Below are 19213 nucleotides of genomic sequence, written 5' to 3'. Positions count from 1 at the left end.
TAATGCTTGGGAGCAATGAATCCCTACCGCCTAAAATCCATCCTATCACGGCTCTGGCAAGTTGGTTAGAGCCAGGGAGCTTTTAGTACTTAGGGAAAGGTTAAATAGTTGGCTCGCAGAGCGACTATTTAAATTGCGCAAAGTGGGGAGTTGTTGAGTTATAGGATTGTTCAATCGTCAGGGCGTCAGAAATATGATCGTGAGGCTCTCAAGGTGGTGTCCGCGACAATGTTCGAACCGTTGCCGAATTGGTATCGAGGCAAACAGCTTACTTTTCATGTTGATATGAAGTCTATGACAGCAAAGTAGCGTGCTGAATAGCCGCAGAGGGCGCATGCAATGCGCCCCTACAACGATGACAAAGTCAGCGATTCAGGATGAGTTTATTAGCGTTTAGCCATTAGGGTGCGTGGGCTGACGCTGGAAAGTCTTATCTTGGGATTCTTGTCTTTGAACCATTGGAGTTCGTGTGCGCGCTTGAATAGTAGGACTGGTTCTTCGTCTTTGTCGGCAGCTACCATGAAGTTGCAGCGATCACGGTCGGCTCCTTCAAGGGCATCCCAGCCGTCTTCCAGCCAGAGGACTTGGGCTACTTCGATGGGACGCAATACGGAAGTGACGTTGTATTCGGATTCGAGACGGAACTGGACGACTTCGAATTGAAGTTGTCCGATGGCGGCAAGTACCGGATAGCGTGCGTCGGTTTCTTTTAGCCACATGATTTGAATCGCGCCTTCTTCTTGTAAGGCTGAAATTCCTTTGTGGAATTGTTTGTATTTGCTGGGTTCTCTATTTTCGAGAATTGCAAATAATTCCGGAGCGAAGCTGGGAATTCCAGGGAAGCGGACTGACGGTCCGACGTACAATGTGTCGCCTATGGAGAATGCGCCTGGATTGCTCAAGCCGATGATGTCACCTGGGTAAGCTTTCTCAATCGACTCACGTTCGTGAGCGAATAATTTCTTCGGTTGATTCAAAGAAACTGTTTTGCCTGTGCGCTTGTTGTTAATCACCATGCCTTTTTCGAACATGCCGGAGCAAATACGGACAAAGGCAATGCGATCGCGATGACGTGGATCCATGTTGGCCTGTAACTTGAATACAAACCCGGTAAAGTGAGGGTATTCTGGCTCAATTAGACTTGATTCGCTCTCGAATGATACTGGTGAAAGTGCTTTTTCGATAAACGACTCAAGGAACAGTTCGACACCGAAGTTGTTTGCAGCACTACCAAAATATACAGGCGTCAATTGTCCGGCATGAACTTTAGCCAAGTCGAGTTCTGAGCCGGCAGCATCGAGAATGTCCAGCTCTTCAGCGACTTGTTTGTAAATGCTTCCAGGCACCATTTCTTTGACGGTATCATCATCAAAAGGCATCACCACGACTTCTGATTTTGTTTTGCCGCGTGCTGATTTTTGGAAAAGGTGAATCATGCGCGTCTTGCGATCGACTACACCTTGGAATTGATCGCCGGAACCGACCGGCCAATTAACGGCATATGTAGGAAGGTTGAATTCTTTTTCAATTTCATCCAACAATTGCAGTGGTTCCAATCCTGGTCTATCGAGCTTGTTCATAAAGGTGAACAACGGAAGGTGTCTCATTCGGCAAACTTCAAAGAGTTTTCTTGTTTGCGGCTCAAGTCCTTTTGCTGAGTCGATGAGCATTACTGCATTGTCGGCAGCGGCAAGTGTTCTATAAGTGTCTTCGCTGAAGTCTTGGTGACCAGGAGTATCCAGCAAGTTGAGGCAACAGCCTTTGAATTCGAATTGCAAAACAGTAGAGGTAATTGAAATACCTCTTTGCTTTTCCAATTCCATCCAATCGGATGTGGCAGCTCTTTGTGATTGGCGTGACTTAACGGCACCGGCTTCTTCGATGGCTCCTCCGTACAGGAGCAATTTTTCTGTGAGCGTAGTCTTACCGGCGTCAGGATGCGAAATAATTGCAAACGCGCGGCGTCTCTCGACCTCACGTTGGAGGTCTTTGAGTTGCTGTGGCGTTAAGCCTTCCTTGTCTGACTTAGTAGTATCTGTGCTCATAAGAAAAGGTACTCTACCACAGTACCAGTCAGCGATTGAGCGATTTGAAACTTGTTTTAACCTTGATGCTGGTACTGTCCTTTGGCAATAGCGTCGAAAATCTCGCCTGGTCTGACGTGAGCGTCGGACATGACGCGGTTATATAAATTTTCCGGCAACACGCGCAGGACTGTCATTAGCCCCTCCACGCCCATTGCCCAACCGGGACGCATACCTTTGGTTTCGCGTTTGTTGTTGATTTTTGCCATTGCTTGCGCATCCATTTCTTTGCTCAACATCATGCCTTGCATGCCTTGAGGATAGCCGGGGCTTCTCATGGCTTTTTCCGACAAAATATCCACAGGCTCGGGAATTCTGTCCGGATTGGACATGAGAGCGCTAAGTGTATTGCCTGGACGAATACGTGGACCGACTTGGCGGACCATGTGATTCATCATGTGGTGAACCATGTGGCAATGGAATATCCAATCACCGGGATTGTTGGCAATGAACTCAAAGTCTTGCACCATGGCGACGCCGACAAGAGTTGTGTTGCGCGGAGTCCATGCTTGATGTGGAATGCGGCCGGCTTCTGTGCCGGTTAGCCAAAACGTATGTCCATGGAAGTGAATTGGATGGTGCTGCATAGGGCTGAAGTCGAGTAATCGCACGCGGACGCGCTCGCCGTGTTTTACAATCATTGGTGTTGAATAGGGACCGGAGCGGCCGTTAATGGTGTGCCAATTCCAATCCATCATCATGGCGTCGGCAGTACTTGCATTTGGTGGGATGTAGAAATTTTGGTAAATCAAACCGAAGTCGCGATCGCATGGTGGATCGTAAGCAACTTTTGGATGGATGATGAAAAATCCAACCATGCCCATTGCTTCTTGCATTGGTACATGCGCGTGGTAAAAGAAACTTCCTGTTTGATGTAGATCGAATTCATAGACAAATGATTTGCCTGGGTGAATGAGATCTTGAACAAGATATGGCACACCGTCCATAGCGATAGGTATTTCCAAACCGTGCCAATGCATTGATGTCGGTTCTGGTAATTCGTTATGCACGATGATGCGTACGCGATCACCTTGGTTTACTTCGATGGTTGGTCCGGGCATACTGCCGTTGAAACCCCAGACATTCATGAATACGCCGGGGAGGAATTCTTGTTTTACGACCTGGCAGTTCAAATGAAATTCTTTGGCGCCACGTACCATTTTCCACTCGAGTTTGTTTAAATCCGGTGCGTGCATTAGGACTGGTGCTTGTCCGGAGGGGCGTAAGCCGGGGACGAGTTTACCGAGGTAATCATCGCTGCCTGGTGCGCCGCCGAAGCTTGGGCGGTAGCGGGAGAAAGTTTTTATATCTTTTGATATTTGTGCCGATGCTTGTGCTTCTTTGCTGTTTAGCAAAGAGCCAAGTGCAACCGTTGTGCCGGCTGCTATGAAATCGCGTCTATTGAATTTGTCGTCGGTCATGTTAACCAACTCCGTTATCTGGGTTGAGGTGTGGCATCGATGTGTCCGGGTGGAGTTACTCCCAGTGGTGGCGACAGTCCGCCAGTGAGGATAAATCCTTGTAGTTGTGCGCTCGATTCCTTGTAGGCGAGCAAGTATTGAATGTAATGAACGCGATCGGAATAATATTCACGTTGTGAAGCAAGCACGCTTGGCCAATCAGTGCGATCATCTCTATAACTTGCCAAGTCGAGTTCGTATTTTTTACGTGATTCTGGAACTATCGTTGTCTTGTAAGCTTCGACGTGCTGCTTGGCTGTGATGTATGTTGTATAAACATGAGCGAGACGTTTTTTTAAGTTGAGTTCGACAAGTTTTACTTGTGCTTTTTGTCTTGTGAGGTCTGCTTCGGCTTGTTGAATTGTGCCCTGATTGCGATTCCATAGAGGTAAATTGGTAACGCTGGCTTGCGCCATGACTGCAAAGGTTCTATCTAATTGATCGTAGCCAGGTCCGCCGGATAGAACTAAATTAGGAATCGGTTGCCTGTGCTCACGTTTTACTGTGAGTTCGTCGGCGCGTAGTTTTTCTTTTGCCTCGCCAAGCTCCGGGCTTTCGGCAAGCAACTTAGAAAGTGTTGATTGAAAATCAATATTGGGTTCTGGTGTTTCCAGACTTCCGTTAAGCTCTCGATATTCTTCATCAATGCCGGCAAGAGCAGTCAATTCCAGCCAATGCATTTGCAGATTATTTTCTGCAGTTATTACTTTGAGTCTTTGTTCTTCAATAGCGATATTAGACTGGTGCACCTGAGTTTGATTGGCTTGACCGACGTTGAATAATTCTCGAGTAGTTAGCCACATGTCTTGTGTTGACTTCAACAACTCTTTTTCCAGTTTCACTATCTCGCTGGCGGCAAGAGTGTGATAGAAGGCAATTTGTACATCGTTCATTACGCGGAAGTGTTGAGCGCGTGCTTGTTCGATTGCTGCCCGCACGCGTGCTTCGTATTTGCGTTTACTGTATTTGAGTTTGCCGCCCATGATGATTTCTTGTTGGACGGTGCCACCCATGAATTCGCCCATGCCGGCGCGGCGTTCTCCTAGTAATTCGCCGACATAGGAGACATCGGGGTTTGGCGGCAGACCTGCTTGACGGGCTTTGCCTTTTTCGCCATCAATTTGCGCTTGGGCTTGAATAAGCGTTGGGTTGTTTTTGGATGCTAGCTTCTGCAAATCAGGTAGCGTATATCCACCTGCCTTTGCTTCGTTGAATTCAATTCTTCCGGAAGCGGCTGGTGGACTGGGATCTGGCATATTCATTTTCATGCCGCCCATGTCCATCGATTCTGCATTGACCGGTGCGGCAGCTAGCTCAAGTAAGAGCAAACCTGATATTGCAAACAATATGTTGCGTCGCTTCATTACGTTACTCTGACACCGGTTCCGGACAATCGTACTATAATCAATTAGTTCCCGAGGGAAATCCGGATTTCATGACGCGCGGATATATGCAGTATCCGTTTTTGTATAAGTTTTCGCCATCTTTTGGATTTATGACCTTGGCTACATAATACCAAGCAGCTTTAGCTCAACCAAGTTTTACCGATGGTACTAGGCTGGGCTTTTTGTATCGTTGTGGACAGTGGACATTCACTGCTGTGGATACATATGTCATTAACTTTCGCAGTCCGAAGGGATGCATTCTCTCGGAGTCGCGCAAGCGACGAAGCAGCATGGCAAAGCCATGCGCCCGCTACCAACGATTGCCTGCCAAAAATTGCTGCCAGGCAAAGCCTCGAAGCACTTGCTGGCGATTGCTGCCGCCACCGCTTGTGCCGCAGGCGACAGCGATTGGAACTGCAATTGCCGTTGCGATGACGCATCCAAGAACGGTAAAGGTAATTATTTTTGCCTTTGTACTCATGGCCTTTTGATTGCCGGAGGGCGCATGCAATGCGCCCCTACTATGATGTTTATCGATTGTTACCGGTTTGTCTGTCGTGACTGGTTTTTCCGCTACAACTGGCCCGGGTTCGACAGTTTGTATCACTTCCGAAGTATTGCAAAAGCTCATTTCTTCTACTTGCCCGCTGACAGTTGTGCCTGTCCCGGTTGCATCGGCAATGGGAATGGAGAATTGAAAATACTTAGGCGAATGAATCTCTGCAAGTTCGGAAATCAAAAAATCTTCCGTGCCGTATGAAGTTTCAATTGATAGTTGAACGCGACTTACTTGAGTTATTTTGCCTGTAACTGTTTGACCCTTTGTTGTTTTTATATATTCAGGTGATGTTGTATCGAGCTCATGCAACTTATGCCCGCCGTCGAAGTAAACACCGCCGGTCAAATTTCGTGCACTGCCTTCACCAAGAGTTTTACTAGTGAGGATAATTCCTGTTAATGACTTTTCTTCCGATAGACGACTGGTAGCCAAGTCCACGACTGTAAAGAAAATGTCCATTCGGTTGTCAGATATCTCTGCTCGAGCTTTGCCAAACTGTAAATTGCCAAGCGACTGTACATTGGCCTCCAATTTGGAAATGAAACCAGAGTCAATGGCGGCAGTGTCCGCCAATGCAGGCTGACCCATAAACGAAAACTGGGCGATGATAACTAAAAATAGAAAAACACGCAGAAGCTTCACGTGCCCTCCGCAGGCGTCGATCGAAATATAGGGGAGGGTTATTATCAATTAAATGACAACCTTGATCAAGGAACAGCTAGTTTATTTAGGACGATGGTTTTTAACGGCTGCTTTGCGTCCTTCTTTGTTGACTTTGCGTACATCGAGATCGCCTTCCGGGTTCCAATACTTTTTCTCTTCCGCGGATACAATTGCGTGTTTGGCTGAGCGCGGATGTCCTGTTTTGTCTACGCAGACATAGAGGAGAATTATGTCGAAGTCTTTGTATTTTTCATTAGGCTGCGCTGCTTCATCCTCGTCAATGAGTTCACCTTCCACTTCGGCGATTCTTTCCAGCTCTTCGGTGATACGAGTGGCGCGCTCTTTTTCGAAGTCGTCGTGCTGTCTTCCTTCTGTGAGTTCATTGTGAGGATTTTTCGGCAGGAGAATTTGCTTGGCAAATACCCAGTTGCAGTTGTCGGTAATTAGTCCGTCAGTAGGTGGACAATCAAAGACTTGATCTTCGACACACATCATGTCTTGATATTTTTCTTTCTTGCTTGGGACAAAAACCGTGCCTGCAGGAATGCAACACTTTCCTTGCGCTATCTTTATTTGTGCCAGTTGCATGTTTTCTGATGGGTAGTGATAGCTGATGAGTATGTGGTTTGAACTAGACTTGTCTTTTGTTTTTTCTTGAGTCTTTGGACACTCTTTCAAAGTGAGATCCACCGAGGCGCAAATTGCATCGACTCTATTTGTTAGTTGTTGATTCTCTTCCTTTGTAAGTGTCTTTGGATTGATGCCTGATTTGTGAAGCATGTCGGTTTTGATGCTGTCTGATGTAATTGAGTCTTTGTTTCCCGGTGTGGAACCGCCAATGTCTTTCCAGATTGCTAATTGGGAAATTGTTGAGCAGCGCTTTTCCGGTTTAAGATGAACATCATTGAATTTGCCCTGTTTGTCTAAATCTTTAGCAGTGATTACAAGACTCATTGCCTTCGGATTTCCGCCAGTCACAACTGTGTAAGTCAAATTTTGCTTTGCTGCTTTGTCCTGACCTACCGGTGGCAAAAGACTCTTTCTTGAAGCACACACTGTTTTTATTGGTGCAGTAGCTGTATGCCCCATGTTGTCTGATATGGAAAGCGTGCACGTAGAAGTTGTTTGTCCGTCCCCGTATAAAGAGACAGTGAGGTTGTGTTCTTTTACGCAATCTTCCAGAAGTGGATAACCTTCGGGGCAGGGTCCGTCGCTAATTTCGGATGGACCTTGTCCGCCTGATGGTCCCGGGTCATCGCCTAGTTTGATACCACCACCAGGTTCTTCGATAGGCTTCACTACACAATGGTCATGGAAAATGCGGCGTAGGTCGGCCCATAATTTGGATTGCACGTCGTGATATTTGCCACCTGGTCCTACGAGTTTTTTAAGTAATGGACATAGGCGTTTGGCGCCCAAAAGTGTAACGAGGTCAGTGACGTATTCTCCGACTGCGGAGTCTATTTGCTCTTTGACGGCGAACATTTTTCCGCCGGCGTCTTCAATAAACTTGACTCCTTGACCGGTTGCGTCGTCCGCAACTCTTTGTAATTGCTTGTCTTGGGCTTCTGTATCGGCTGTCTTGTCTTTAATTTCTTTGACTTGCTTGTCGTAGTCGTTAAGCTTTTCATCTGCTACTTTGCTGAGTGGTGGAAGTGCAAAAGTTTTCTGCGCACTAACGTCTACCGCCAAACCGCCTAACATTATGAGAGTAAGAAATAGTGACAGAATCCTACGTGGAAATGACGCCATCAGAGTCTCCTTTCAGTGGACTAAGATTGTAATTGACGATTACTGAGCGCTGGTAGCTCTTTGTATTCTATCCTTGGCATTGTCGATGCGACCAATGGCTTCTTGTCTTTCTCTTTCTGACCTGGCTCTCGATAGATCGTCTTGTGCTGTTTGCAAATCATTGCGTGCGCGTTGGAGTGCCATATCAATTTGCCTGTAGTGCTCGTCGTCATATTCGGGTTTTTCAACTTGGTCTGGCTCAATTTCTTCTACGGTGTCTTGGATTGTGGCGGTTGTAGCTGGATGCGCACCGACTGATGGAGAAGAAGGATGTTGTGAGTGTTGTTGCGGCTTGTCCATATCATCCAAGACCTGTTTTACATCAGACTTGCGCACATCAAATGGAGTGCCTTCCATAAACGGATGGAGGACTCTAGCCAAGTCTTCATTGGTAATGTTTTTGTTGGGGTCCATCTTGTAGGGCTTTTTGACCGTTTTGACAGTGGCTGATAGTTTGTACGGTCCGCTTTCTTTGCCTGTAATTGAAATTTGCGTTGAATAAGGCTCTTCCGCAAATGCACAGTAGCTTGTCGAAAACCAAGCCAGGCTTAACAGAACGGCATACTTCTTCATGAGCTTGTTCATGAGTTTGCCCCCAGTAAATATTAAACGCCCTCGCTTGTTCCATCATACACCTGTGAATTATTGAGATATTAAACACAGGGTGTAGACTGTACGCGTAGGGATTTTAGGGGGATGAGTCATGGATAGTGGAACAACAAGTGGCGTGGGGCAGGCGACGAGTCAGCTAAATGCCAACAGCTTTTTGTTTTTTGGAATCGCGCTTTTAATTCTTGGTTTTCTAGCGGTTGGTTCGCAATTTCTTGCTACGATGGGCGTCGTTATCTTTTTTGGAGCCTTGATGCTAGTTGCCGGCGTTGCCGAACTTGCGCACATCTTTGCCAGTAAGAAGCGCAACAAAATGATATTCAATATATTGTCGGCGCTTGCCTACATCGTCACAGGATGTCTGACTTTGTGGAATCCACTTGTTGGTGCACTTAGTTTGACAATGATTATGGGAGTATTCTTTCTCTTCGCCGGTGGAATAAGAGTAGCTTATGGTCTGTCACATAGGGACGAGCAACGTTGGGGATGGTTTGTCCTTGGCGGTATCATCAATATAATTTTGGGAATGATGATTGTGATGGGCTGGCCGGCAACTGGACTTTGGATGATCGGACTATTTGTAGGTATCGAGATGATTTTTCATGGAATGTCTTGGATAATGATCGCGATGGCTTTGAAGTCGAAAAAGGCATAACTTAAGGCAGGTTGCTGTTCTTCTGAGTGACTGTAAGTAGCGAAGAATCTCGTAAGTTATAGTTGTGAAAACCGGGCGCATGCAATGCGCCCCTACGAGCGTCAGGGCAAGAAAAGTCAGGATAGTCTACTGAGTGGTGGCTTTGACTCGCGCTTCTATTTGGTCGAGTCTTGCCAGGCGCTGCGCAAGGACTTGACCTGGCAGCTCTTCGCGTTTCTTGAGACGTTTGTTGAGCCTGATTGCTCGCATTACCATGTATGGAGTGTAGACGAGGGCTGCTGCTTGCCCGGTTGATTGCGAGATGCGACCGGAGAAGCCTAATTTATTTGCTGTCTTAGGTTTGTCGGCATAATTGTATATGGCGACTGCTGCAAGAATTGAGCTGGCTAGCGCTGTTAGACCGATGACTGGACCAGCGACTGAGCCCTGTTGTGCAATTTGTTGGAAGCGTTCGATGTCTTTTGTTTCGCGATCTAATGCTTTGTCCAATCGTGCAGATCTTTCCGTGATATCAACTAAACCTACAAGGTGTTTTTCCTCTTTGTCTAGTGAATAATCAGCGAGCAATTTTTGTAGTTCGTTGGTGCTGCCTTCAAGTGGAGCAGGACGCTCGAAAGAAAATTCTTTTTTGAGTTTGTGTTTTTGAATTATTCCCACTGTTCGTCCGACGAGGTTGCGGAAAATTGGGTTGAGCGTAAGAGCTGAATTGGCAACGAGTCCGGTGACAATAGCGGGCTTGGCAAACTGCCGGTCGCCTAGTGCTCGACGAGCAAGAATTATTGCGGACAGACGAGTAAAACTTTGCACGGCGTCAACCGTGTAAAAGGAATTTTCTCGCCACATTCTGTCTCTGGAATGCACGCTCCAAGTGAGAAATTCATAGAGAAGCTGCTGACGAATTCTTTGGAGCATTTCAGTCTCCAACTCATGAAGTTTTTGATGGGGTATATCTTCCTGCTCAATGAGTTGTTGACGTTGAGCAAAAAGCTTGTCAGTCGAGCCTATGATACGTTTGACAAAAGCAGCCGAGTCTTTTGGAGAGAAGCCCGCCTTTTTGCCTTTCCAGCATATCCACGTATTTTGTACCAATTCAAGACTTGAGGCGGCACCACTTATTGAATTGCCGGTCATTGATGAAGCCATGCCATTGACAATGGCGTTCTTGGATATGCTTCGTAGATTGTGGAGGCCTTTGGCTTGCTGGGTGATATCTGTCAGCGTCCCGCCAAAAGTTGCCGCTGTACCTGATTCTCTTGCTAATGGGTATGTCCAGAATCTCCAGGGTTGATGCCTGTTTGACTCGAGACGAAAATGAATGTTGAATCGCGAAAGACGAATGAAATCCAGTAGCAGTGCCCGATCTATTTGATCAAGTGTTGTTGTCTCGGAAACGGTTGGAGTTGAATCTGTATATGCTTTGGCTATGGATTGTGGCGCAAGCATTAGTGCGCACGCAGCAGTAGCAATGATTTGATATCCGAGTCTCATCGCATTGTAGTATGCCACCAATGCGATGAAATTGGCATCCCCCGCTCGTGGGTGCGAGCGATAAATTGTGTGAAGAATCCACTTAACGTGTAGTAAACCAGATTCAGTTATGGCACTCTATTAGCTGTTGTGAATGCGAGGTTAGAGATGTTCGGACTGTTTAAGAAGAAAGCGTCGAAGCAACAGGCGCAAATGGAGACCTCAAAGTTGGAAGTAACACCGGTCAACGTTCCGTTGCCGTTCACGTACGAAGATATTTCCTTGCGCGCCTATCAACACTGGCTTGCACGCGGTGGCATGCATGGCTTTGACCGTGAGGACTGGTATAAAGCTGAGCAAGAGCTTGTCGCTAAGAGCTAAATCGGCAGCTTAGCTATGTTTGTGCTTAGGAATTCCAAATTTCTTGCGCAATTCAGCATCAATGCGTTTGTTGTTTTTATCTAGCGTTTCCAGTCTATTTTTGGCAGGCGTTAGTTGTTTAATCGAAAATGGAACTGTCCGCTCGGCTTTGAGAAAGTCGGTGAAGAGTAGACGTGCAGAGCTGAAGTATTCTGTGTAGCCTCTTTGTAATTCGCGGGTTTCCGGTGTTGGGCGCAGTTGTTTAATTTCAGAGGTTGCGACGGTGTACTTCTTGATCATGCGTTCAGCCAGGGCAGCGTTATTTTTGTCAGCTTTGTGTTCTCCCAGAAATAGCATCTGGCATTTGTCCTTGGCGGTGCATTCCGCTTCACACCTGATCTGATCGTATCTTTTGAACCATTCAATGACAGCTGCGTTTTTTCTGGGTGTCTTAGCGTAGTCATCGACACTCTTTGCAGGTATTGCTGAGCCGATAACCAAACTGGATAAAACGCAAGCCAGTACCGGCACGTGGCGTTTATTGTGCCAAGTTAATCTATTCCGCATAGCACGTATCTCCCTGCCAACCCCAATATATCGATTCTACCCCAAGCCAGGTCAGGCAGAGCCTGCTGCGGTGATATAATCCCGTGGGATTGCCTCTCGGGAGTTTATTATGTCTATTCGTCGTTTATTTGTAACTGGACTTCTCTCTACTTTAGTACTAGTCTCGCCTGCTTATTGCGATGACACGGCTGCAAGTAGTGGTGAAGCGCCGTCAAGTGTGCAATTGAAAGGACAAGTCATCCAAGTAGATGTGCAAATGACAAATTTGAATGATGCCAGGCTGGACATCAGTCGCGCTAGAAAAGCAATTGCCAATCTTTATGATGAAGTGACTCGTCAGCAAGTAATAATGAATTACACGCCAAACGTGGTAGGCACCATGGTGATAATGACACCAACTCCGTCGTTCGGCGCCACATTGCCTGCGCGCACACAGTGGGTAGATGAAGCGATGTCCGACATTGTGCCGATTATCAATCTGTTCAAACAAGAAGTTGATATAGCAATTGAAAACAACAGGCAAGTTGAAGTTAGTGACGCCACTCACCAAAAACTTGAACCTCTTCGTGATGAGGCATTTAAATCAGTAAAGACTTCCTCCGACATTCTTGCAAAGTTAGAGACATTGACCAAAGCTCGTCCCTATGACAATGCGGCGATTGCTTCAACGTCCAAATCTTTGGATGGACAGATGAAGACTTTGGATAACAATTTGAAGAAAGCAATTAGTTTGTTGAAAAAAGAAGCGAAGACCAAGAAGAGTTAGTGATTTGTACAGAGTATTCACGATTGGTCATTCCAATCAATCGATTGAAAGCTTTATAGATCAATTGGCGAAATTCAAAATAGAAGCAATCGCTGATGTTCGTTCGTCACCATACTCGAAATACACTCCGCACTTTAGCAAAGATAATTTGAAGTTGTCGTTGCAAACTGCCGGCTTAAAATATGTATTTCTGGGACGTGAATTAGGAGGCATGCCAAAAGACGAGTCATTCTATGACGAGGATGGGCATGTGCTCTATTGGAAAATTGCCGAGTCGGAAGCATTCAAAACTGCTATCGAAAGACTGAGCAAGGGCAGTACTACATTCACGATAGCGCTGCTATGTGGTGAAGAAGATCCAAGTGGTTGTCATCGACGACTGCTTGTGGCGAAAGTGCTGCAGGATAATGGGATTGATGTTGGTCACATTCGAGGTAACGGTAGTGTGCACTCCGAGTCTGATTTGCAGGCGCAAGAGCAGCCTAGTGAGCAATTGACCATTTTTTCCGTGGACAAGGATACGCCCTGGAAGTCTAAACATAAGGTTCGTTAAATAGTGCTTGGTATCGCTTAGTGATACTACAAGAAATGGGACATGGATAAAGTGAATGCGTATTTGGAAAATACCAAGTCGTACTCGTCTCACATGGAGAAGCTTCGGTATCAGTAACAAATCACAATGTGCAGGAAATTGGCTGATTGGCCGGCTTGTATTTATCGTCAACAATTGCCGCATTTACAAACAAAGTATCGCCGATTCTTTTCTTTCCGTAGGCAGGATGAATATGACCAAAGCAATGAAGTTTGACGCTTCTTAAATCTTTTAAGCGCTGCCGCAATACCTCACAGCCAACTGACTTCTTCTCTCTGGTTTTATCTAGAATTCCGTGAGGAGGTGTGTGAGTTATGAGTACATTTACATCACGAGGAATCTTTTCCCAGACTTGCATAAGCAAAGGTGAATTGCGTGGCAAGTTAAATGCCCAGTTGCCAAATTCGGGCTGCCAGGGACTACCGTATATTTTGAGTCCTTCAATCTCGATTGCTTCATCTTGCAAGTAGGTAACACCGCGCAGAATACCTCTAGCATTCATTGGCTGTGCTTCAAAAAGTAATTCATGGTTGCCGGCTATGACAATCTTATATTTATGGGGCAATTCTTCCATATCTCTGGCAAATTGCTCGAATTCCTCGGCGTTTCCGGCCATGCTGAAATCGCCGCAGTGAATCAAAATATCTCCATCAGGGATCTTAACTTCGCTTAGCCTATTATGGGTGTCGGAGACGATTACTATTTTCATGGATGGCGCCTCTGGTCTATGCGTCAGTCTATTTGAATATACGCACGGTCGGCGGATTACCACCAACGAGCAAGACAATGCGAGCGCCAGGTGCTATATCGTTGGCAATCTTTAACGCCTTGGCTTTAGCGTCTGCTGCCGTTACTCCCTCTGAGCCCCCGTAGCTTTTGGGTCCATCGGCTAGCGCACAATACCACTCACCTTTTGACCAACATAGAATTTCGGCATCCTTTGACTCGCTACGTTTAATAGCTTCCTGCTCTGCTTGTCGGCGAGTTGCCTTGCCCCAGGAATAACCCCATTGATAGGTTGTCTTGGAATAAGCAATTGCGCAGAAGCGTGATGCATGACGATCCAAATTCCATATTTGGTTGTAGAAATTCCTGTCGCCTTCGGATTCTCGCTCTAGCTTTTCCAGGTGCTGCTGGTAGGTTTCTTGCTCCCATGCGAGCGTCGGAAGGGCAGATAGAATCAAGACTAATAATGCAATTAGGGTGGGCACGACTTTTTCCTAGAGGCAAATGCAATTGAGGCTATCATAGCACCAAGGAAAAATATGCGTTTAAGCAACCTTAGAAAAGCAAAGGCTCTTTATGACCGATGCATCCAACTTCTCGGGCTTGTCATTGTCGACGTCATACAGCCAGTAGATAAATTCTCTCAATTGAATATTGAGGGCTCGTTTCAAATCGTGGGAGAAAGAGCTGACTTCGGCAGATGACCAACATTCTTGGTTAGCGGTTAAAGCGTTCATAACTCCTCCTTTTCTCCTGCTTTGAGCTTAGTACTTGTTCGTGAAAGTTGTGTGAACTCGGGCATCTAAGCCCATACATTAACGCGAGTGGCTAGGTGTCTGATTTCTATTCCAAAGCATTTTGGTTATCGTAAGCGAAAATATTCATGTGCTACACTTGCTAGTATGAATACTTGGAATCTTTGTAAGAACGTACGGAGTCATGGTGGAGTAAATTCAAATGGCATTCAAAACAGGCAACCCAGCTCTAAATAAAGACACTTTTGCAGAAGTTCAAACTGGAGGTTTGGTCGCAGGCGATAATGTAATGACGCTTGATGGCACTGCCGTTAAAACCGCATTCCTATTATTGCTGTTGATAACAAGTGCTGCTGTTACCTGGAAGCTTTACTTCGCTGGTAATTTAGTTTTAGTTACAAGTTTGTTTTGGGTTGGTGTAATTGGTGGGTTTTTGGTGGCAATGATTTGTGTCTTCAATAAGAAAGACGCGCCTTTTCTTGCCCCGGTATATGCCATCTTGGAAGGACTTGCCTTGGGCGGTATCTCGGGAATATACCAGGGCGAATATCAGGGCATCGTCATGCAGGCAATTGGCATAACTGTCGCTGTTTTGGTGGCTCTCTTGTTTGCATATACAACGCATCTGGTAAGAGTAACTGAGAACTTCAAGCTGGGAGTGATTGCAGCAACAGGCGGTATCGCTCTTGTTTATCTGGTGGATTTGGTCGGCATGTTCTCGCATCTTTGGCGCGTGCCGTTTATAAATATGAATGACACCAGTCCTGTAGGAATATTGGTGTGTGTTGGAATTGCTATCGTTGCAGCTCTCAATCTTGTGCTTGATTTTGATTTCATTGAACAAGGGGTAAATGCCAAAGCGCCCAAATACATGGAATGGTACGGAGCATTTGGTCTGCTTGTCACTCTCGTTTGGCTTTACTTGGAAATTCTGCGCATTCTGGCTAAATTGCGAAAACGCTAGGTGATTTAACGCGAGGTGCTTAAGAGGTGGTTGACTAAGTGCGACTGCTCGTCTCAGTCATGTACACCGTAAAGGTGTACATGACTGCAAAACGCGATAAGAATAAAGTTGACGCCAATGATCAAGTCTATTGGCGCAAGCGTGCAACGAATCTGAGCTTTGGTCAAATAATACGTGCTTACCGTTTGGCGGAAGACTGGACATTAACATACGCTGCTGAATTGGTTGGCATTAGCAAACAGCAGTTGAGTGATTATGAGAATGGAAGAAAACTGCCCAGTATGGAGAAGGCGTATCAGATAGCTAGTGCTCTTGGGATAATGCCGGAAAGTGTCGTGTTGCATGTGATCAATGAGCAGCTTGAGAAGTTTCAGATTCCCATTAGAGTGGATCTTACCGGTTAAGGTCTAAAAAGGACTACATCTTTGAGAGGCCTCAACGGCAATTCTCTGAGATGCAAATTAGCAGGAGGCGAGGAGCCGAAATTCACTATACCGCTCCGTGTTGGCCGTATAAGCGTGCAGCGGAGATGACGGGCTCTTTTCTCAATAGGTCCAGTGGAGCCTTATTCGTCAAACGGCTATTTTTGTTGAGGAAAAATGTGACCTGTCCGTATGGCCCAGACTCTTTCAATTCCGCAAGAACGTCCGTCAATCCATTTAGGTAAGTTCCTTCATGAAATTGCCAAATTGGGTAGACCCAGCGATTTTGTCCGCGGGGAAGCGCAATCAAGCGTCCTTCTCTTCGCGCTTTGTCTACTGCCTGTCTACTTACTTTCAGCACATTTCCAGCTTCTTCGCCTGATACACAACCTCCTCCTGCTTGTGCTAACGCATCCATTGCTCTCACGCCACGCAATTTTGCAGGCGCTATTGGATCGTCCTTCTTAAGTGCCGCGAGAACTTCAGGCATTTCCAGCAACGTTAGTAATACTTCGAGATCCGATTTAGCAGAAGCTGCTCCATCCAAACTGTCTGCCTTTTGAAGCATGGAAGCGACCGCCCGCAGGACCCGTACCATTACCACTCGGGACATTGTAGATTTCAAGTCACTGCCAGTTGTTGCTTCAATGGCTGCTATTGTTGCTTCGGCTACAGTTGGTGTTGCCCTGCTAACAGCGCTGTGCAATCTGTCTTGTGTTCTTTCGGACATGAAGAGCCCCGAGAGGCTTGGTTTACAAAGTAAGCAGATCATAGATATATAACTGTGTAAACTTGGTGAGGTTCTTTCTCTCTGTAATGCTCTATTCTGGCTTAGTATCGCGTGACGCTCTAAGTCTCTCGGTTGCACGAGGGGCTTCGCGGGGTGATTTTAATCACTTGGCTTGAACTTTTTGACTCCTTTTTCGTCTTTATAGGAAAGGGGTATGGATGCCTGTTGACAGGTGATACGCGATTGCGTATCATAAGGGAGAGTTGTATGTTGCTCAAGCCGATCAAATGGGTTGGTGCTAGCCGGAGCATTTTGAAACAGTTTCCCGATGAGGCTCGCTACAAGGCTGGTTCGGAGTTGTTTAGGCTTCAGGAGGGAAAGACACCAACTGATTGGAAGCCAATGTCCATAGTGGGTGCGGGTGCCAAAGAAATTCGAATTCATGTTCCGAATGAATACAGGGTGATTTATGTAGCAAAATTTGAAGAGGCCATTTATGTTCTACATTGTTTTAAAAAGACGACACACAAGACATCCCATCACGATATTGAAATAGCGAGGTCCGCTTATGCAGAAGCGCAACGAAGCCACAAGACGCAAAAGAAAATATGACATGGAGGAAAGCTCCGGTAACGTATTCAAAGACATCGGATTTGATGATGATGAGGCTGCCAGTCTTTTGGCGCGAGCGGAGCTAATCAGTAAGCTTAGAGATTTAATTGAGGCTAGCGGAATGTCTCAGCGCCAGATTGCGTCTGTTTTAAGAGTCAGACAGCCGCGTGTGGCTGAAATTATGGGAATGAAGACACAATGCTTTAGTGTGGACTTATTGCTTCGATATTTGGCAAGACTCGGCACGAAAGTGTCGTTTAATTTTGAACATGAAACAGGAGTAGCGTAAGGGCTCAAACTTTGGAGTTGCTGTGCTAGTTGAGCACTGCTTAGAAAAATGCCCCAGCAGTACTTCGTTGAAACTTCTAAATCTCGTGGATGAGAAGGGATTGTCTATTCTGGGTTAGTAGCGTGTGAAACTCCAAGCACCTCGGTTGCACGAGGGGTAGTATCAAGAAGTTGGCTCAAGAACTGATTGACGCTCGCAAACTTTTGGCATACCATACAAAGATATGGTTCCTTCTGTATGCGGCACTGGGGCGGTTTTTAAGAGCTGCCTTCGATAATCTTGTGATATGCTGTATATACGAAGTATTACAGGTGTTTACTGTATGCATTCGATTAAATTGGTGATGAGTGATGAGACTAAAGAGAAACTGAGAGTAAAACATCAAGTCGAACCCGATGAAGTGACTGAGTGTTTTCTAAATCGCAAGAAAGGGTTTTTGATTGATACCAGAGAGAAACACAGAACAGATCCACCGACCCAATGGTTTGTATCCTGCACTGATAGGCAACGAAAATTAAAAGTGGTCTTTATAAGAATTAGCCTCACCGAAATTGAAATCAAAACGGCATACGAGCCAAATATCGAAGAAGTTACTATTTACGACAAGAAAGCAAAATTAGTATTGGAGTAACGTTATGGGCACGAGAGGCCGGAAAAAACAAGATGCGGAAAAGTGGGAGAAGCGAGAGCTTGGTGCAGCGGAAAAATATGCTGCACCGTCAGCGAAAGATGAAAGTGACGCAGTTGATAGTGCTCTGGGTTTGCAACTGATTTCAATTCGTTTGCAAGGCAGTCTTATCGAAGAATTGAAGGAACTCGCAGTTCAAGAAGGATTAGGATACCAGCCGTTGATGAGGATGGTGCTTACTCGCTACGTTAAAGAAAATGAGCACAAGCTTGCGAACCGCAACGTGCTACGAAAGCGAGCAAAGTTTGAAGAGGCGATTAAAGACACTGACCGACGGTACGGCAAGGTATTTAAGCGATTGGCCGAAAACTAGGTCATCAGTGATCATCGCGAACAGCAAAATTCAAAGTATGATTGCATTCGGAAGTGACAAATTTCCAAGGAAACCGATGGTAAACGATGTAGGAAAGTCTCAATGTCCCGTATTGTGAAAATACTAACGGCTGGAATTGCTTCCTTCGGTTGTGTGTTCATGGTCTCATGTTCTACTCCTCTGGACAAGACAACTCTTGAACTCACGCCCTTGCCAACAATCAGGGCGGATCAGGCTCATCAGATTGATGTCGATAAACATACGAATTTGATCTATGAGGTCCCACCTGGCCAGGGATTTGTGCTTGATACTTCCGAATACAAAATAGAATATGCGCGAGCGGGATCAGGCAAGCCGTTTCTAGCAAAGGTAAAAGTGATCAGACTTGATCCAGTCGCTCTAAATCATGCTGCTCCCGTGTCTGTCGAATTGTCTGCAGGTCGAGATCTTTATACGATATGTCCTAATGTTGGACTTCGATCAGGAGACAAGTTTATCGTTCAGATGGCTAAAGAAGTTCCTGACCAAGAGCATTATTATGTTTATCAATTTTGGGCAGCGTATGTCAGGGTGAAATGATTGTCGCTTGCGCATGGGGCGCGCTGTCTGGACCCAAGCTGATCGGCGGTGGTGCACTATGCACAAAGCACCTCGCTTACAGCGAGGGGCTCATGTTTATCGTAGTTATAGGCAATTATTGATGGTCAGTGAAGGAACTGTCTGTACTGACGCCCTTGCCAATTAGTTCTGTTAAAA

General features: G+C 46.0%; 24 protein-coding genes. 12 read left to right on the top strand and 12 right to left on the bottom strand.

The window, feature by feature from the left end:
* Positions 1–153: 153 nt before the first annotated feature.
* The gene (locus K2Y22_16035) at positions 154–309 is read left to right on the top strand and encodes a hypothetical protein (GenBank protein ID MBX9879968.1); all 156 of its coding nucleotides are present in this window, start codon (positions 154–156) and stop codon (positions 307–309) included.
* 77 nt (positions 310–386) lie between these two features.
* On the opposite strand, the gene K2Y22_16030 is transcribed toward K2Y22_16035, so the two are convergent.
* From K2Y22_16030 to K2Y22_16005, 6 genes are all read right to left on the bottom strand, one after another.
* Positions 387–2045 carry a peptide chain release factor 3 gene (locus K2Y22_16030; GenBank protein MBX9879967.1) on the bottom strand — a complete coding sequence of 553 codons (1659 nt, stop codon included), beginning with the start codon at positions 2043–2045 and terminating at the stop codon, positions 387–389.
* A gap of 56 nt (positions 2046–2101) precedes the next feature.
* The gene (locus K2Y22_16025; protein MBX9879966.1) at positions 2102–3505 is read right to left on the bottom strand and encodes a copper oxidase; all 1404 of its coding nucleotides are present in this window, start codon (positions 3503–3505) and stop codon (positions 2102–2104) included.
* 14 nt (positions 3506–3519) lie between these two features.
* Positions 3520–4908 carry a TolC family protein gene (locus K2Y22_16020; protein ID MBX9879965.1) on the bottom strand — a complete coding sequence of 463 codons (1389 nt, stop codon included), beginning with the start codon at positions 4906–4908 and terminating at the stop codon, positions 3520–3522.
* A 331-nt stretch (positions 4909–5239) separates the two neighbouring features.
* Positions 5240–6130: a hypothetical protein gene (locus K2Y22_16015; protein ID MBX9879964.1), complete on the bottom strand. Its 891-nt coding sequence runs from the start codon at positions 6128–6130 to the stop codon at positions 5240–5242.
* A gap of 81 nt (positions 6131–6211) precedes the next feature.
* Positions 6212–7903, bottom strand: a complete 1692-nt coding sequence (locus K2Y22_16010) for a hypothetical protein (GenBank protein ID MBX9879963.1) — start codon at positions 7901–7903, stop codon at positions 6212–6214.
* A gap of 39 nt (positions 7904–7942) precedes the next feature.
* The gene (locus tag K2Y22_16005) at positions 7943–8527 is read right to left on the bottom strand and encodes a hypothetical protein (GenBank protein MBX9879962.1); all 585 of its coding nucleotides are present in this window, start codon (positions 8525–8527) and stop codon (positions 7943–7945) included.
* Positions 8528–8645: 118 nt separating this feature from the next.
* On the opposite strand from K2Y22_16005, the gene K2Y22_16000 reads away from it, so the two are divergent.
* A complete protein-coding gene (locus K2Y22_16000; protein MBX9879961.1) occupies positions 8646–9206 on the top strand; it encodes an HdeD family acid-resistance protein in 561 nt (186 codons plus the stop codon).
* 126 nt (positions 9207–9332) lie between these two features.
* On the opposite strand, the gene K2Y22_15995 is transcribed toward K2Y22_16000, so the two are convergent.
* A complete protein-coding gene (locus K2Y22_15995) occupies positions 9333–10694 on the bottom strand; it encodes a hypothetical protein (GenBank protein MBX9879960.1) in 1362 nt (453 codons plus the stop codon).
* A gap of 147 nt (positions 10695–10841) precedes the next feature.
* Here K2Y22_15995 and K2Y22_15990 point away from each other — a divergent pair, with 147 nt between their 5' ends.
* Positions 10842–11054 carry a DUF2934 domain-containing protein gene (locus K2Y22_15990; protein ID MBX9879959.1) on the top strand — a complete coding sequence of 71 codons (213 nt, stop codon included), beginning with the start codon at positions 10842–10844 and terminating at the stop codon, positions 11052–11054.
* Positions 11055–11063: 9 nt separating this feature from the next.
* Here the strand turns inward: K2Y22_15990 and K2Y22_15985 are convergent, their stop codons facing one another.
* Positions 11064–11600 carry a hypothetical protein gene (locus K2Y22_15985; GenBank protein ID MBX9879958.1) on the bottom strand — a complete coding sequence of 179 codons (537 nt, stop codon included), beginning with the start codon at positions 11598–11600 and terminating at the stop codon, positions 11064–11066.
* Between the two features lie 109 nt (positions 11601–11709).
* On the opposite strand from K2Y22_15985, the gene K2Y22_15980 reads away from it, so the two are divergent.
* The gene (locus K2Y22_15980) at positions 11710–12366 is read left to right on the top strand and encodes a hypothetical protein (GenBank protein ID MBX9879957.1); all 657 of its coding nucleotides are present in this window, start codon (positions 11710–11712) and stop codon (positions 12364–12366) included.
* A gap of 4 nt (positions 12367–12370) precedes the next feature.
* Positions 12371–12919, top strand: a complete 549-nt coding sequence (locus K2Y22_15975) for a DUF488 domain-containing protein (GenBank protein MBX9879956.1) — start codon at positions 12371–12373, stop codon at positions 12917–12919.
* A 121-nt stretch (positions 12920–13040) separates the two neighbouring features.
* On the opposite strand, the gene K2Y22_15970 is transcribed toward K2Y22_15975, so the two are convergent.
* The 3 genes from K2Y22_15970 to K2Y22_15960 are packed head-to-tail and all read right to left on the bottom strand — an operon-like array spanning position 13041 to position 14421.
* On the bottom strand, positions 13041–13667 hold the full coding sequence (locus K2Y22_15970) for a metallophosphatase domain-containing protein (protein ID MBX9879955.1): 627 nt from the start codon (positions 13665–13667) through the stop codon (positions 13041–13043).
* Between the two features lie 28 nt (positions 13668–13695).
* On the bottom strand, positions 13696–14169 hold the full coding sequence (locus K2Y22_15965; protein MBX9879954.1) for a DUF4189 domain-containing protein: 474 nt from the start codon (positions 14167–14169) through the stop codon (positions 13696–13698).
* 60 nt (positions 14170–14229) lie between these two features.
* Positions 14230–14421 (bottom strand): hypothetical protein, encoded by a 192-nt coding sequence (locus K2Y22_15960; GenBank protein MBX9879953.1) that lies wholly within the window; start codon positions 14419–14421, stop codon positions 14230–14232.
* A gap of 220 nt (positions 14422–14641) precedes the next feature.
* On the opposite strand from K2Y22_15960, the gene K2Y22_15955 reads away from it, so the two are divergent.
* Together K2Y22_15955 and K2Y22_15950 are read left to right on the top strand one after the other, a co-directional pair.
* On the top strand, positions 14642–15403 hold the full coding sequence (locus K2Y22_15955; protein MBX9879952.1) for a Bax inhibitor-1/YccA family protein: 762 nt from the start codon (positions 14642–14644) through the stop codon (positions 15401–15403).
* A 38-nt stretch (positions 15404–15441) separates the two neighbouring features.
* Positions 15442–15807, top strand: a complete 366-nt coding sequence (locus K2Y22_15950) for a helix-turn-helix domain-containing protein (protein MBX9879951.1) — start codon at positions 15442–15444, stop codon at positions 15805–15807.
* A gap of 85 nt (positions 15808–15892) precedes the next feature.
* On the opposite strand, the gene K2Y22_15945 is transcribed toward K2Y22_15950, so the two are convergent.
* On the bottom strand, positions 15893–16555 hold the full coding sequence (locus tag K2Y22_15945) for a hypothetical protein (protein MBX9879950.1): 663 nt from the start codon (positions 16553–16555) through the stop codon (positions 15893–15895).
* A 267-nt stretch (positions 16556–16822) separates the two neighbouring features.
* Between K2Y22_15945 and K2Y22_15940 the strand changes: the two genes are divergently transcribed.
* From K2Y22_15940 to K2Y22_15920, 5 genes are all read left to right on the top strand, one after another.
* Positions 16823–17167 carry a type II toxin-antitoxin system RelE/ParE family toxin gene (locus K2Y22_15940; protein ID MBX9879949.1) on the top strand — a complete coding sequence of 115 codons (345 nt, stop codon included), beginning with the start codon at positions 16823–16825 and terminating at the stop codon, positions 17165–17167.
* Complete coding sequence (locus tag K2Y22_15935) at positions 17124–17456, top strand: XRE family transcriptional regulator (protein MBX9879948.1); 333 nt, start codon at positions 17124–17126, stop codon at positions 17454–17456. Before K2Y22_15940 ends, K2Y22_15935 begins: the two co-directional genes overlap by 44 nt.
* A gap of 322 nt (positions 17457–17778) precedes the next feature.
* Complete coding sequence (locus K2Y22_15930; protein MBX9879947.1) at positions 17779–18087, top strand: hypothetical protein; 309 nt, start codon at positions 17779–17781, stop codon at positions 18085–18087.
* 4 nt (positions 18088–18091) lie between these two features.
* A complete protein-coding gene (locus tag K2Y22_15925) occupies positions 18092–18457 on the top strand; it encodes a BrnA antitoxin family protein (GenBank protein ID MBX9879946.1) in 366 nt (121 codons plus the stop codon).
* Between the two features lie 102 nt (positions 18458–18559).
* Entirely contained in the window at positions 18560–19036 is a 477-nt protein-coding gene (locus K2Y22_15920; GenBank protein MBX9879945.1) for a hypothetical protein, read from the top strand.
* Positions 19037–19213: the final 177 nt, after the last annotated feature.

The sequence above is a fragment of the Candidatus Obscuribacterales bacterium genome (assembly GCA_019744775.1).
GTDB lineage: Bacteria > Cyanobacteriota > Vampirovibrionia > Obscuribacterales > Obscuribacteraceae > SBAT01.
The sequence above is the reverse complement of the archived record's forward strand: the minus strand, read 5'-3'. Positions and strand labels throughout refer to the sequence as shown.